Source organism: Erythrobacter sp. AP23 (assembly GCF_001542855.1).
Taxonomy (GTDB): Bacteria; Pseudomonadota; Alphaproteobacteria; order Sphingomonadales; family Sphingomonadaceae; genus Qipengyuania.
This window is the reverse complement of the sequence record NZ_LNBY01000015.1, coordinates 132,285-146,508: the sequence shown is the minus strand read 5'-3', so window position 1 is coordinate 146,508 and position 14,224 is coordinate 132,285. Positions and strand designations below refer to the sequence as shown.

Below are 14,224 nucleotides of genomic sequence, written 5' to 3'. Positions count from 1 at the left end.
GACAATGGGCAAAAGTTCGACTCGACTCATGGCGGCTGGCGAGTCGCAATCCGGTCTCGGGCCTTTGCAGCGCGGGAGAAATCGGGCAGGAGCGGCTTATCCCTGAAATCCACAGGGCCAACAGACTCCTTCAACCCTATTATAAATATCATTATTTATTGGATTGGACTCCTCGATGCCCGGTCTCCTTCTCGATACGCTGAACGGCAAGCGCGCGGATCGCGTCCCACTCTGGCTCATGCGCCAGGCGGGTCGCTACCTGCCCGAATATCGCGCGCTGCGGGAGAAGAAGGGCGGGTTCCTCGCCATGGCCTACGACAGCGAGGCAGCCTGCGAGATTACCTTGCAGCCGATCGACCGCTTCGGCTTCGACGGAGCGATCCTCTTTTCCGACATTCTCATCGTGCCGCATGCGATGGGCCAGCACCTGGAGTTCCTGGCCGGCGAGGGCCCCAAGCTGTCGCCGCCGCTGGTCGATGCTGCGCTCGACGGGCTGACTCCCGACCAATCGCGCTACGATCCGATCTACGAGACCGTGCGACTTTGCCGCCAGCGCCTGCCCGAAGGCGTCACCATGCTTGGCTTTGCCGGCAGCCCCTGGACCGTCGCGACCTATATGGTCGCCGGCGAAGGCAGTCGCGACCAGCACGAGGCGCGCGCTCTGGCCTATCGCGATCCGACCAGGTTGGACGCCATTCTCGAGCGGATCGTCGCCGAGACCATCGAATATCTTTCTGGTCAGATCGAGGCAGGTGCCGAGGCAGTGCAACTGTTCGACAGTTGGGCAGGGAGCCTGGCACCCGATGAATTCGAACGATTGGTGATAGCGCCCAACGCGCGGATCGTTGCGGCTTTGCGCGAGCGGCATCCCACGACGCCGATCATCGGTTTTCCGAAGGGTGCGGGTGAAAAACTACCTGGCTATGCCCGCGAGACGGGCGTTCAGGCGGTCGGTGTCGACGAGACTCTCGATCCGCAATGGGTGGCGCGCGAATTGCCGGCGAACATGCCGGTGCAGGGCAATTTCGATCCGCTGCTGCTGCTGGCCGGCGGCGACCGTCTGGAAGAGCGTGCGCGCCTCATTCTCGAAGCCTTTGCCGACCGGCCGCACGTGTTCAATCTCGGACACGGGATCGACCGCCGCACACCGATCGCCCATGTGGAGCGGCTGATCGGTGTGGTGCGCTCATTCGAAGGGTGACGTGAGCGTTAGCGGACCCTACATGGATCATCGATGCAGGATGTGCTTGGGATGACGTATTACTGGCTGAAGGCCGGCCACATCATTTTCATGGTGTTCTGGATGGCAGGATTGTTCATGCTGCCGCGCCAGATGATCTATCTCCACCCGGTGACGCCGAACTCGGAGGAATCGGCTCTGTGGGCGAAGCGGATGGGGCTGCTACGCAAGGTCATACTGACCCCGAGTCTTATCGTCGTGTGGATCCTGGGCCTCCTGCTGGCCATGGCGATCGGTGCATGGGACCAGGGCTGGTTCCACGCCAAACTGCTCGTTGTCGTGCTCCTGACGGCGTTTCACGGCATCATTGTCGCCCGGTCCAAGAAAATGGTCGCGGGCGAACGACCGATGACCGAAAAACAGTTGAGGCTCTGGGGCGAGTTTCCCGGCATCGCGCTGGCGATCATCGTCGTTCTGGTTGTCGTCAAACCCTTTTAACGGGGACCAGGCGCTGTGCGGCAAGCAGGCCGCCAAGTGCCACGATGATCCCAGCGAGAACATCGACGAGGTAGTGCGCGCCGACGAAAACGGCCGAAACTACCATCAGCGCGTTCCAGATCGCGAATGGCCATGCCAGCCTTCGAAGATACGCAAACCCCGCGGCGAGGAGGATTGCCGCGCTGGTATGAAAGCTGGGAAAGGTGACCAGACCGTCGAGATGCTCGCGACCTATCAGGACGATTGCGCCCGCGCGTAGGCTGTCGAAAGTCTCCGCCAAGAGCCATCCTGCTGGTACGAGTATTTCCGGAGCATCGCCCGGGTCGATCCCGTGGATCACGAAGTTCGCATGGGCCGGAAAGAAGGGAAAAATCAGCGTCGCCGTCAACAGGGAAAGCCCCCAGGCGGTCAGGAACTGCCATGCGGCATCGATCCGCCCAGACGCGGCAAGCAGACCGAGCAGCACCACCGGCTGCCATGCCAGCGAGGAATAGATGACGGACAGGCTAAAATAGAGGTTGGGGACCGTTTCCCACGCCTGGAATGTCGCCAGCCAATCGAAGCCGATCACGGCATCGGCGCGCGCGAGCATCGGGTCCACCAGCGGCATGGCGGTCGTTGCCAGGACCGATCCAGCAAGCGAGCCGAGCAAGCATATCAAAAAGAAGGCGGAAAGCAGCTGAAAGCAGGCGCCGATCACTTCCGATCGATGCAATTCTATACATCGCCCCATGGCTGCAAGGCCAACAAGCCCAATCCACACCGGACCAAGCTCGGCCCAGTCGTGCAGCACCGGAAGCAGCGCGAAGGCAACAGCGCTGCTCAGCGCGAGGGCCAGAGCGATGAACAGTGCCGGGCGACTTGCAACCGACAGCGTAAGAAAGGCGTTCTCGCGCGGAGGTGTCGCGGGGACCAGGGTCTGCGAAACGGACAACGCTTCCATGTGACCCGTCCTATGAGATTGTGATTGAGATTTTCTTTCCGGCCGGACGAGTTGAGCCGAAAGCGAATTGACGTGCTTCCTCGACAGGCCTAATTCAACCTCATCCACCGGCTACGGGCCTCGCATGCTGACGAGGCCGGGTCCGCTTTCTCCAAGCCCATACCGACCTGCCGGCCATCCAAACCGAGAATACCGAGTAAAAACACATGCATCTCAAGGATTTGAAAGAGAAAACCCCGGCAGATCTGGTCGCGATGGCCGAGGAGCTGGGCGTCGAGGGGGCCTCGACCATGCGCCGCCAGGACCTGATGTTCTGCATCCTGCGCGAACTGGCCGAGGATGAGGAATACGAAGAAAAGATCATGGGCATCGGCACCATCGAGGTGCTTCAGGATGGCTTCGGCTTCCTGCGTAGCCCGGAAGCCAACTATCTCGCCGGTCCCGACGATATCTACGTCTCGCCCAACCAGGTCCGCAAATGGGGCCTGCGCACCGGCGATACGGTGGAGGGCGAAATCCGCGCGCCCAAGGAAGGCGAACGCTACTTCGCGCTTACCACGCTCTACAAGGTCAATTTCGACGAGCCGGAAGCAGTCCGCCACCGGACCAATTTCGACAACCTCACCCCGCTCTATCCGGAAGAGAAGCTGTCGCTCGACACGCTCGATCCGACGGTGAAGGACAAGTCGGCGCGCGTGATCGACATCATCAGCCCGCAGGGCAAGGGCCAGCGTGCGCTGATCGTCGCGCCGCCGCGCACCGGTAAGACCGTACTGCTGCAGAATATCGCCAAGGCGATCACCGACAATCACCCGGAAGTCTTCTTGCTGGTCCTGCTGGTCGATGAGCGCCCGGAAGAAGTCACCGACATGCAGCGCAGCGTGAAGGGCGAGGTCATCTCCTCGACCTTCGACGAGCCGGCCAACCGCCACGTCCAGGTCGCGGAAATGGTGATCGAGAAAGCCAAGCGTCTCGTGGAGCACAAGCAGGATGTCGTGATCCTGCTCGATTCGATTACGCGTCTGGGCCGAGCCTACAACACAGTGGTCCCGAGCTCGGGCAAGGTGCTGACCGGCGGTGTCGATGCGAACGCGCTGCAGCGCCCGAAACGCTTCTTCGGCGCTGCCCGCAACATCGAGGAAGGCGGCTCGCTCTCGATCATCGCCACCGCGCTGATCGATACCGGCAGCCGTATGGACGAGGTTATCTTCGAAGAGTTCAAGGGCACGGGTAACTCGGAAATCGTGCTCGATCGCAAGGTTGCCGACAAGCGCATCTTCCCGGCGCTCGACGTCGGCAAATCCGGTACCCGCAAGGAAGAGCTGCTGGTCGAGAAGGACAAGCTGTCGAAGATGTGGGTCTTGCGCCGTATCCTCATGCAGATGGGCACGGTCGACGCGATGGAATTCCTGCTCGACAAGATGAAGGATTCGAAGACCAACGAGGACTTCTTCGCGACGATGAACCAGTAGGTTCTCGGCCTCGGGCCCGCGGACGACAATTTTCACCACTTGTTACAACTTCTTGTGATAGGGCGCAGTGGTGACATCGCTGCCCGTATTCGATCTCGGCCAGGTTGCATCCACGGTGGTGCTCGACCAGTTGCGCGAGGGCATCATCGTTACCGATGCGGCCGGGGCGATCCGATTTGTCAACGAGGCCGCAAGGGCCATGCATGGCGTGGCCGAGCTCGATGTGGAGCCGAAAGACTATTCGGATCGCTATCACCTCTTCACGCTGGAAGGTGAGCCGCACCCGTTCGAGGATTTGCCGCTCGCGCGCGCGGTGGGCGGGGAGACGGTTGTCGACGCCCCCTGGGTCATCCGGCGACCCGATGGGACCGAGGTCTATGCCGTGGGTTCGGCCAAGCCGTTGCTGGGCGCCGATGGTGAGCAAATCGGGGCGGTCCTGACGATTCGGGACGAGACCGAGAGTTTCAGGGCACGCAGCGAATTGCGTGAGAGCGAGGAGACGGTCCGCGCCTTCTTCGAGACGGCCGGCGTCTACGCCGCGGTGATCGACCTCATGGCAGAGGACTTCACGCTCGTCATGGGCAACAGCCGGATGGCGAAGGCGTTCGGGCTGGAGGTTCTGACGGGACAGTCAGGCCGGACGATCCTCGGCGATCGACGCGCACAAACCGTGATTGCGGATCTGCGGAGGGCGGCCGTTTCCGACGAGCCGATAATCGTGGAATACCCGTGGAATACGGACGGCAACGACCGCTGGTTCGTCACGACTATCACCAAGATGAGCGGAACACGCGAACGGCTGTTCCTCGCATCTCTCGATATTACCGATCGCAAGCGTGCCGAGCGCGATCTCGCCGCCGCACTCAAGACGAAGGACGTGCTTCTTCACGAGGTCAATCACCGGGTGAAGAACAGCTTGCACATCATCACGTCGCTACTGGAACTCCAGGAGAGTTCGGGCGACGATGACCTCACCGCCCATTTGCGCGAGGCTAGGGGGCGGGTGGAGACCGTCGCCAGAGTGCATGAGCGGTTGTACAAGACGAGCGCGCACGACCGGGTCGAGATCGTCGGTTATCTCGAGGATCTGCTTACCCATGTCGTGGCCAGCGTTGGGCAGCGCGACGGCATCGATTTCGAGTTTTGCAAGAGGGGCGGCGAGGTAGAACTGGCTGTCGAGTACTCGGTCCCGCTTGGGTTGATTCTGGTCGAGATCGCAATGAATGCGGTCAAATACGGGTTTCCTTCCGGCAGCGGTGGAACCGTGTCGGTCGACACGAAAATTGCCGACGGTCATTTGTCGCTGACGATCTACGACGATGGCGTGGGTGTGGATGCAGGACCCAAGGATCAGGGCACTGGTCTCGGACGCCAGATCGTTCGTGCCTTGGCCATGCAGCTCAATGCCGAGGTCGGCTATTTGAAACGACCCCGCGGAACGGCCTTCAGCTTGACCATGCCGCTCCCCGACGCGGATGCGAAAAGCTGATCAGGTTTTCATCTTCTCGAGCATGGCAGCCATCTGCTCCCACACCTTGTTAACTGCCTTCAGCGGACGCACCATCACCTTGAAGTCGACGATCATGCCGTCTTCGTCGAAGCGGATGAGATCGATTCCGTTGACGTGGATGCCGTCCATCTCGGTGGTGAATTCGAGCATGGCATTCTCGCCGTCGATCAGCTCGCGGACATATTCGAAACTGTCGTTGCCGAGCGTGTTTCCGGCGGCCGCTAGATAGGCGACGACGATCGGGCGGCCCTTTTGCGGAGTATGCACGACGGGCGAGTGGAACACCGCATCCTCGTGGATGATTGCGGCGAGGTCTTCGGCCGAGCTGCCATTGTCGATAACTTCGTGCCAGCGTTTCAGGCCGATCGTCGCACTCATTGGGTTCTCCGGAACGTGTCGGCCCGCGCGGCGTGCCAGTGCGGGGCATAGGGTGTCGCATCGGGATCCTCGAGCAGCTGGCCCGGCTCGAGGAAGGTGTAAATGCGATCGATGGCATCCGAACGCGCGCCGTTCAAGCGTTCGCGCATATCGTGTGGGGTGATCTCCCACGGGCTCGACAGGCCCATAGCGACGACGATTTCGCGTAGCGAGTGGACGGTCTGACGCTGGAAGCGGGCGACGCGCGGGGCCTTGTCTTCCACCACCAGCCCGCGCTGGCGCCAGGCCTTCTGCGTGGCAACGCCGGTTGGACAGGTGCCCTTGTGACAGTTCATCGACTGGACGCAGCCGAGCGCGAACATGAACGGACGTGCGGCATTGCACCAGTCTGCACCCAGTGCGAAGGCCTTGGCCAGTTGCGCGCCCGAATGCAGCTTACCCGACGCTGCTATCTTGACCTTCTCCTTCAGGGCCAAGCCGACCAGCATATTGCGGACCATGATCTGCCCCTCGCGCAGCGGCATGCCCACCTAATTGGACAGTTCGAGCGGCGCGGCCCCCGTCCCGCCTTCGGCACCATCCACGGTAATGAAGTCGGGATGCAGACCCGTCTCCAGCATCGCCTTTCCGATCGCGAAGAGTTCGTGCGGCTGCCCGACGCACAGTTTAAGCCCGACCGGTTTGCCACCCGACAGCTCGCGCAATTCTGCGAGCCATTCGAGCATCTCGATGGGTGTTGCAAAGGCGGGGTGGGCGGCTGGCGACGTGACCGTTTCGCCCACCGGTACGCCGCGCGCTTCGGCTATTTCTTTGGTCACCTTGGCGCCGGGCAGGACCCCGCCATGGCCTGGCTTAGCGCCCTGGCTGAGCTTGATTTCGATCATCTTGACCTGCGCGTCGCGGGCATTGTCGCGGAACTGGTCGGGATCGAAGTTTCCATCGGGCCTGCGCGCACCGAAGTAGCCGCTGCCCAATTCCCAGATCAGGTCGCCGCCGGGCGAACGGTGATAGCGGCTGATCGCCCCTTCGCCGGTATTATGCGCAAAGCCGCCCAGCGCGGCCCCGGCGTTGAGCGCTTCGATCGCGCGGGCAGAAAGCGACCCGAAGCTCATTGCCGAGATATTGAGCAAGGCGCTGGAATAGGGCTGGCTGCAGGCCCCTGCGCCGACAACCACTCGCCAATGCTCGGGAACATCAGGCTTGGGCACGATCGAGTGGCTGAGCCATTCGTATTCGTCGGAGTAGACGTCGAGTTCGGTGCCCATGGGGTGCGAATCGAGATCGCCCTTGGCGCGGGCATAGACCAGCGCGCGGGCCTGGTGGCTGAATGGGCGCCCGTCGAGATCGTCCTCGACGATATAGGCCTGAGCAAAGGGTCGCAGATCTTCCATCAGCCAGCGGATGCGCCCAAGCAGGGGGTAATTGCGCCGCAGCGTGTGTTCGTGCTGGATGAAATCCCACAGCGCCAGTGCCGTTAGCGGAAAGAGGGCCCACAGCGCCCAATGCGCTGGCTCCCACCACCAAGCCAGCCCGATCGATGCCAGCAGTCCGGCGGGTACGATATAGCGGAAGGGGATGTGCTCCACGTGTCAGGCGAGGTGCTGCGCGAAGAACTCCGAAGTGCGCTTGTCGGCCAGTTGCGCGGCTTCCTTCGAGCGCCGCTTGCCGAATTCGGTCGCAAATCCGTGGTCGAGGCCTTCATAATCGTGCAGCGTGACCTTTGGGTGGTCGTCGAGCCCGTCATGCATGGCTTTCTGCGTATCCTTGTCGACGAAGCCGTCCTCGGTCGGGATATGCAGCATCAGCGGATGTGCGATTGCGTGCTTTTCGCCGAGTAGGCCATCGATGCCGACGCCGTAATAGCCGACGCTCGCATTCACATCGGTGCGCGCGGCGGTCATGAAGGCGAGCCGTCCGCCGAGGCAGTAGCCGACGCAGCCGACCTTGGGCACGCCTTCCTCGCGGCGGATATGGTGGATCGTCGCTTCGATATCGCGGATGCCCTGATCCTGGTCGAACTTGCCCATCAGATCGAGCGCGCGCTGGAATTCGGGCTCGACATCGGGATCGAGTTCGACGCCGGGTTCGAGCCGCCAGAACAGGTCGGGGGCCACCGCCAGATAGCCTTCTTCGGCCAGCTTGTCGCATTTGCGGCGGATGCCCGCATTCACGCCGAATATCTCCTGGATGACGAGGATTGCGGCTTTTGGCGCATCTGCCGGTCGCGCGACATAGGCGGTAAAGGTCTCGCTGCCGGACAGGGTGGAAATCGTGACGGTCTCGCTCATGGGCTGGTCGGCTCCCTTGGTTGAATCGGTGTCTTATGCTTGCATGACGCGTGATGCGGACCCAAATAGGGCTTCGCAAGCCATAACGGAGAAAGCGCGATGAAGGTCCATATCGAAATCGACTGTACGCCCGAAGAGGCGCGGACCTTTATGGGCCTTCCCGATGTGGGCAAGGCCAATGCGGTCTATGTCGACATGATGTCGAAGGCGATGAAGGGTGTGAACAACACTGATCAGCTGCAGGAATATGCCAAGCAGCTCGCACCGATGGGGCAGGCGGGATTCAAACTGTTCCAGAGCTTCATGGAAGGTGCCAATGCGGCGCGCTCGGCGCAGCAGGGCAAGTCCACCGACAACGACTGAGGGCGCTGCGGCGCGATGGACGACACGATCTACGCCCTGTCCAGCGGCGCGCCCCCGGCTGGTATCGGAGTGATTCGGATCAGCGGGATCGATGCAGGCAGGGCGCTGGAGACGCTTGCCGGTAGCCTGCCGCCGGCGCGATCGCCTCGATTGCGCACATTGCACGATGCAGACGGTGACGTGCTCGATGTCGCTCTCGTCCTGTGGTTCCCCGGACCGGCCACTGCCACTGGCGAGGATCTCGCGGAAATCCATTGCCACGGGGGCAGGGCAGTCGTGGCCGCCATTCTGGCCTCACTCGCATGCATCGACGGACTGCGGGAGGCGGAACCTGGCGAGTTCACAAGGCGGGCGTTCACCAACGGCCGGATCGACTTGGCTGAGGCTGAAGGTCTCGCCGATTTGCTTGCAGCTGAAACCGAATTGCAGCGCAGGGGCGCCTTGCTTGCTGCAGGTGGCGACGTGTCGCGGCGGATTGAGGATTGGCGGGACTCGATCCTGGGTCTGGCCGCCAGTGTCGAAGCGGTGATCGATTTCGCCGACGAGGACGATGTGGCGAGCCTTCCGGCATCGTTCGATGAGCAGCTCCGCGCCCTGGTGGCTGAAATTCGAAAAGTGGCCGAACGCCCGGCGGCCGAGCGGCTGCGCGACGGTGTCCGGGTGGTCCTCGCGGGGCCACCGAATGCAGGAAAATCATCGCTTTTCAATGCATTGCTGGCAGATGACGCGGCAATCGTGACCGCGGAAGCCGGTACGACGCGGGACGTGCTCGAACGACCTGTTTCGATCGCGGGCGTACCTTTCGTGCTGGTCGATACCGCGGGGGTGCGCGACCAAGGCGCGGGAGCGATCGAGGAAATCGGCATCGAACGGGCGCGCCGGGAGATCGCGGCGGGGCAGATCGTCCTCTGGCTGGGCGATGTACGCGATGCGCCAAAGGGTGCGTTGCTGGTGCAATCGAAATCGGACCTGTCGGACAAGACAGACAGCTCGGTGATAAATGTTTCGGCTGTAACCGGTGCAGGGCTGGAGGCGTTGCTGGAGCGCTTGGTGGAGTTGGGCAGGGCGACCCTGCCTCCCGTCGATCGCGTGGCTTTCAATCGAAGGCAGAAAGCTCTCGCCCTCGCTGCGGCCCAACATCTCGAAGCGGTCGATATTGCGGGTGACCTGCTCGTAGCCGCGGAGAACCTTCGCAGCGCGCGCCAGTCGCTGGACGCACTTGTCGGGCGCGATTCGACTGAGGAAATGCTCGACGCGCTCTTCGGGCGCTTCTGTATCGGCAAGTGATGTTCCACGTGAAACATCGCCCTTTGACGCGAATCCGGGTGGAAGCTAAAGGGCGCGTCCAATGCGCGAATTCGATGTTCTTGTAGTCGGCGGCGGCCATGCCGGGGTCGAGGCGGCCTGCGCGGCCGCCCGCATGGGCGCGCGCACTGGCCTCGTGACCCTCGATCTCGAGACGATCGGCGCGATGAGCTGCAACCCGGCCATCGGCGGATTGGGCAAGGGCCATCTCGTCCGCGAGGTTGACGCACTCGATGGCGTGATAGGCCGGGCAGCGGATGCTGCGGCGATCCACTACCGGATGCTCAACCGGTCGAAGGGAAGTGCTGTCTGGGGTCCGCGCGTGCAGGCCGATCGTCGCCTTTTTCATCGCGCGGTGCAGCAGATGGTCCGCCACCAGGATTCGCTCACTCTGGTCGCAGGCGAAGTCGCCGCTTTGCGCCTTGAGGGCGGCCGCGTGACGGGGCTCGATCTGGCCGATGGAACCGCTCTGCATGCACAAGCCGTGATCCTGTGCACCGGGACATTCCTAGGCGGTGTTCTGTTCCGTGGTGAGGAGCGTTTCACCGGCGGGCGGATAGGCGAGGGCGCGGCACATCGTCTCGCTTCGCAGATGCGCGATGCCGACCTCCCGATGGGGCGCCTCAAGACGGGGACGCCCCCGCGGCTCGATGGGCGTACCATCGACTGGGGAGCGCTGGAAGAACAGCCCTCGGACGACGAATGGTGGACGATGAGTTCGCTGACCGGGTCTCGTGCGAACCCGCAGGTGTTCTGCGCGATCACCCGGACCAATGCGCGTGCCCACGACATCATTCGCGCCAATCTCGACCGTTCACCGCTGTTCTCCGGTGCGATCGGAGCGGCGGGTCCACGCTACTGCCCATCGATCGAAGACAAGATCCATCGTTTCGGCGACCGGGAGGGGCACCAGGTCTTCCTTGAGCCGGAAGGCCTCGATACCGAACTCGTTTATCCCAACGGTATTTCGACCTCGCTGCCGACCGACGTCCAGCTCGCAATGCTGCGCGAGATGGACGGGCTCGCGCGCGTCGAGATGGTGGTTCCGGGCTATGCGGTCGAATACGATCATATCGATCCGCGGGCGCTTGCATCGTCGCTCGAGCTGCATGCGCTGCCGGGCCTTTTCTGTGCCGGCCAGATCAATGGCACCACGGGCTATGAAGAGGCGGCCGCGCAGGGCCTGGTGGCGGGCATGCATGCCGCGGCGCAGGCTCTCGACAAGGAGACGGCTCAGCTCGACCGTGCCAATTCCTACATCGCGGTCATGCTCGACGACCTCACGCTTCAGGGCATCACCGAGCCCTATCGTATGCTGACCTCGCGCGCCGAATATCGCCTGCGGCTGCGCGCGAGCAATGCCGATACGCGCCTGACGCCGTTGGGCATAGAGTGCGGGATCGTCGGTGACGAGCGGGCTACGTGGTATAACCGGCGACAAGAACGGCGCCATGCGTATACCCAACAGTTCGATGCGCCGATCCATTCAAAAACGCTGTCTGACGCAGGGTTTCACGTGAAACGCGATGCTGGACCCAAGCCAGCGTCTGAATGGATTGCCGGTGGACATGCGGACGTAACCGCGCTCGCGCCGTGGATGGAGGGTGTCGATCCGACCGACCCGCTGGCCGTGGAGATGGCCGAAGACGCATTTTATGCACCGTATCTCGCCCGCCAACGCTCTGAACTCGCGGATCTGCGCACGAGCGAGGCGCAGCGCCTCTCGCCCGACTTCCCCTTTGCGCAGGTGCCGGGGCTGTCGAATGAGATGATCGAGCGTCTCTCTCTGGCGAAACCCGAGACGCTAGCGGCGGCGGGGCGAATTCGCGGAATTACGCCTGCTGCGCTAGCTGCCTTGCTCGTCCACGCGCGCAAGCTGGATCGCGCGGCGTGATTGCGTCCGAGGAGGAGGCCCGCACCTATGTTGCCTCGCTATGCGACGCAGCGGCGATTCAGCGGCTCGAGGCATTGGCTGAGGAACTGAAGCGCGAGAACCAGCTTCAGAACCTGGTCGCAAAGCCCACGCTCGACATGGTCTGGCAGCGGCACATCGCCGATTCTGCCCAATTGCTCGAATTCTGCGGGGACGCGCAGGGTCCCTGGCTCGATCTCGGGAGCGGGGCCGGATTTCCAGGCCTCGTAATCGCGGCCATGCGACCTGAGATGGAGGTCGTACTGGTCGAATCGCGCAAGCGCAGGGTGGACTGGCTGACGAGGGCGACCGAGCTCATGGGACTTGCGAAGTGCCGTATCGAAGGCCGGCGACTCGAATCTGTCGAACGCTTCGATACGGGCGTGATCTCCGCGCGCGCGTTTGCGCCGCTCGAACGTTTGCTCACCTTATCCGCACGCTTCTCCACAAGCACCACATGCTGGGTGTTGCCGAAGGGGCGTTCGGCATCGCAAGAAGTAACCGGACTGCCGAAGAATCGCCGCTCCATGTTTCACGTGGAACAATCGCGGACGGATCCCGAGGCGGGAATCGTCGTCGGAAGCGGCCAGTGGAGCGCACACAGATGATCACGATTGCCATTGCCAATCAGAAGGGTGGGGTGGGCAAGACCACCACCGCGATCAACATCGCCACCGCCATGGCCGCGACGGGCTGGAAGACGCTGCTGATCGATCTCGATCCGCAGGGCAACGCTTCGACTGGCCTCGGTGTCGCGGGGGCGGATCGCGAGAATACGAGCTACGACCTGTTGCTCGACCAGGCGTCGCTAGCGGAATGCGCACAGGCGACCGAGATTCCCGGCCTCGACATTGTCCCGGCGACGCAGGACCTCTCGGGCGCGGAAGTGGAGCTGGTTTCGGTCGATGACCGGACCGCCCGCTTGACCGATGCGCTATCTGAGAAGGCGCGGGGGAGCTTCGCAGGCTACGACGTCTGCTTTATCGACTGCCCGCCGTCGCTCGGCCTGCTCACGCTCAATGCGCTATGCGCAGCCGATACGCTGATGGTGCCGCTGCAATGCGAATTCTTCGCACTGGAAGGTCTCAGTCAGCTTCTTCAGACGGTCGAACGCGTACAACAAGGCTTCAACCAGGATCTCGGCATAGTCGGCGTGGTGTTGACCATGTTCGACCGCCGTAACCGCCTGACCGACCAGGTCGCCGACGACGTCCGCGATTGCCTCGGCAATCTGGTGTTCGAAAACGTCATTCCCCGCAACGTCCGCCTGTCCGAGGCGCCCAGCCACGGCATGCCGGCGCTGGTCTACGACCACAATTGCCCCGGCAGCCGCGCCTATATCGGGCTTGCGCGCGAGCTGATCGGCCGACTGCCCGAAAAGAGGAAAGCGGCATGAGCGACAATCCAGCAGCCAAGACGATCGACCGCAAGAAGAAGCTCGGCAAGGGGCTGGGTGCCCTTTTGGGAGAAACGCGTCGCGAAGAGCCGCTGGTGCGATCGGCAAGCGGCGGTGCCACGCAGTCCGGGGCGGACGTCCCTTCGCCGCACGCATCTTCGCCGGAAGGCCTCGCATCGATCCCGGTCGCGGATATCGAACCGTTGCCGGGCCAGCCCCGTAGCCATTTCGACGAGGATTCGCTCGAATCGCTCGCCTCCTCGATCGCGGCGCGCGGTGTAATCCAGCCGATCATCGTGTCGCCACTGGGTCAGGGTCGCTATCGCCTCGTCGCCGGCGAACGTCGCTGGCGCGCGGCACAGAAAGCGCGGCTGCACGAAATTCCAGCGCTTGTGCGCGATCTCGACCAGCGCGAAGTGATGGCTCTGGCCCTGATCGAGAATCTCCAGCGCGAGGACCTCAATCCGGTCGAAGAAGCGCGCGCCTACCAGAAGCTTTCCGACGACGAAGGAATGACACAGGCGGAGATCGCCAAGCTGGTCGACAAGTCGCGCAGCCATGTGGCGAATTTCCAGCGCCTTCTGGCACTTCCCGATACGGTGCTTGCCCTCCTCGCCGACGGCTCGCTTTCCATGGGCCACGCCCGCGCGCTTATCGGCCGGGAGGGTGCCGAAGAGCTTGCGCGTAAAGCGGTTTCCGAAGGTTTGTCGGTCCGCGAGATGGAGGCGCTCACGCGCCAGAAGCGTAGCAGTTCACCGTCAGAAAGTGCGCCGCGCGCGCCGACGCCGCAGGAAGACAATGCCGATATCGCTGCGGTGCAGGGTCATCTCGAGGAATTTCTCGGCATGCCGGTGAAGATCACCACCGACACGACGCCGAACACGGGCAGCGTTACCATCCGCTACCGCACGCTCGACCAATTAGACCTTATTTGTCAAAGGCTTACGGGCGGCGATATCTAGCACGGGCTGGCCACATC

Annotated in this window: 13 protein-coding genes and 1 pseudogene; 10 read left to right on the top strand and 4 right to left on the bottom strand. The window is 62.7% G+C overall.

Annotation, left to right across the window (positions count from 1 at the left end):
* Positions 1-175: 175 nt before the first annotated feature.
* The gene (gene hemE / locus ASS64_RS07440) at positions 176-1,201 is read left to right on the top strand and encodes a uroporphyrinogen decarboxylase (protein WP_067692115.1); all 1,026 of its coding nucleotides are present in this window, start codon (positions 176-178) and stop codon (positions 1,199-1,201) included.
* Between the two features lie 33 nt (positions 1,202-1,234).
* A complete protein-coding gene (locus ASS64_RS07435; RefSeq protein WP_067692113.1) occupies positions 1,235-1,678 on the top strand; it encodes a CopD family protein in 444 nt (147 codons plus the stop codon).
* Here ASS64_RS07435 and ASS64_RS07430 read toward each other — a convergent pair.
* On the bottom strand, positions 1,665-2,621 hold the full coding sequence (locus ASS64_RS07430; protein ID WP_067692110.1) for a phosphatase PAP2 family protein: 957 nt from the start codon (positions 2,619-2,621) through the stop codon (positions 1,665-1,667). The genes ASS64_RS07435 and ASS64_RS07430 overlap by 14 nt on opposite strands.
* A gap of 206 nt (positions 2,622-2,827) precedes the next feature.
* On the opposite strand from ASS64_RS07430, the gene rho reads away from it, so the two are divergent.
* Together rho and ASS64_RS07420 are read left to right on the top strand one after the other, a co-directional pair.
* Positions 2,828-4,093: a transcription termination factor Rho gene (rho, locus tag ASS64_RS07425; RefSeq protein ID WP_067692107.1), complete on the top strand. Its 1,266-nt coding sequence runs from the start codon at positions 2,828-2,830 to the stop codon at positions 4,091-4,093.
* 70 nt (positions 4,094-4,163) lie between these two features.
* Positions 4,164-5,582 carry a sensor histidine kinase gene (locus ASS64_RS07420; RefSeq protein ID WP_234002356.1) on the top strand — a complete coding sequence of 473 codons (1,419 nt, stop codon included), beginning with the start codon at positions 4,164-4,166 and terminating at the stop codon, positions 5,580-5,582.
* Here the strand turns inward: ASS64_RS07420 and ASS64_RS07415 are convergent, their stop codons facing one another.
* The 3 genes and pseudogenes from ASS64_RS07415 to ASS64_RS07405 all read right to left on the bottom strand — a co-directional run bounded on the left by ASS64_RS07415 (position 5,583) and on the right by ASS64_RS07405 (position 8,269).
* Entirely contained in the window at positions 5,583-5,981 is a 399-nt protein-coding gene (locus ASS64_RS07415; RefSeq protein ID WP_067692101.1) for a nuclear transport factor 2 family protein, read from the bottom strand.
* A pseudogene (locus tag ASS64_RS07410) lies at positions 5,978-7,543 on the bottom strand (FMN-binding glutamate synthase family protein). The gene ASS64_RS07415 and the pseudogene ASS64_RS07410 overlap by 4 nt, the downstream one beginning before the upstream one ends.
* Before the next feature lie 27 nt (positions 7,544-7,570).
* Complete coding sequence (locus tag ASS64_RS07405) at positions 7,571-8,269, bottom strand: dienelactone hydrolase family protein (protein WP_067692098.1); 699 nt, start codon at positions 8,267-8,269, stop codon at positions 7,571-7,573.
* Positions 8,270-8,368: 99 nt separating this feature from the next.
* On the opposite strand from ASS64_RS07405, the gene ASS64_RS07400 reads away from it, so the two are divergent.
* The 6 genes from ASS64_RS07400 (at position 8,369) to ASS64_RS07375 (ending at position 14,207) form a co-directional block, all read left to right on the top strand.
* Positions 8,369-8,632 (top strand): DUF6489 family protein, encoded by a 264-nt coding sequence (locus ASS64_RS07400; protein ID WP_067692095.1) that lies wholly within the window; start codon positions 8,369-8,371, stop codon positions 8,630-8,632.
* 15 nt (positions 8,633-8,647) lie between these two features.
* Positions 8,648-9,919 (top strand): tRNA uridine-5-carboxymethylaminomethyl(34) synthesis GTPase MnmE, encoded by a 1,272-nt coding sequence (gene mnmE / locus ASS64_RS07395; protein ID WP_067692092.1) that lies wholly within the window; start codon positions 8,648-8,650, stop codon positions 9,917-9,919.
* 61 nt (positions 9,920-9,980) lie between these two features.
* A complete protein-coding gene (gene mnmG, locus ASS64_RS07390) occupies positions 9,981-11,831 on the top strand; it encodes a tRNA uridine-5-carboxymethylaminomethyl(34) synthesis enzyme MnmG (RefSeq protein WP_067692089.1) in 1,851 nt (616 codons plus the stop codon).
* A complete protein-coding gene (gene rsmG / locus ASS64_RS07385) occupies positions 11,828-12,457 on the top strand; it encodes a 16S rRNA (guanine(527)-N(7))-methyltransferase RsmG (RefSeq protein WP_067692086.1) in 630 nt (209 codons plus the stop codon). The genes mnmG and rsmG overlap by 4 nt, the downstream gene beginning before the upstream one ends.
* Positions 12,454-13,245: a ParA family protein gene (locus ASS64_RS07380; protein WP_067692083.1), complete on the top strand. Its 792-nt coding sequence runs from the start codon at positions 12,454-12,456 to the stop codon at positions 13,243-13,245. The genes rsmG and ASS64_RS07380 overlap by 4 nt, the downstream gene beginning before the upstream one ends.
* A complete protein-coding gene (locus ASS64_RS07375; protein WP_067692081.1) occupies positions 13,242-14,207 on the top strand; it encodes a ParB/RepB/Spo0J family partition protein in 966 nt (321 codons plus the stop codon). The genes ASS64_RS07380 and ASS64_RS07375 overlap by 4 nt, the downstream gene beginning before the upstream one ends.
* The last annotated feature ends 17 nt before the right edge of the window (positions 14,208-14,224 follow it).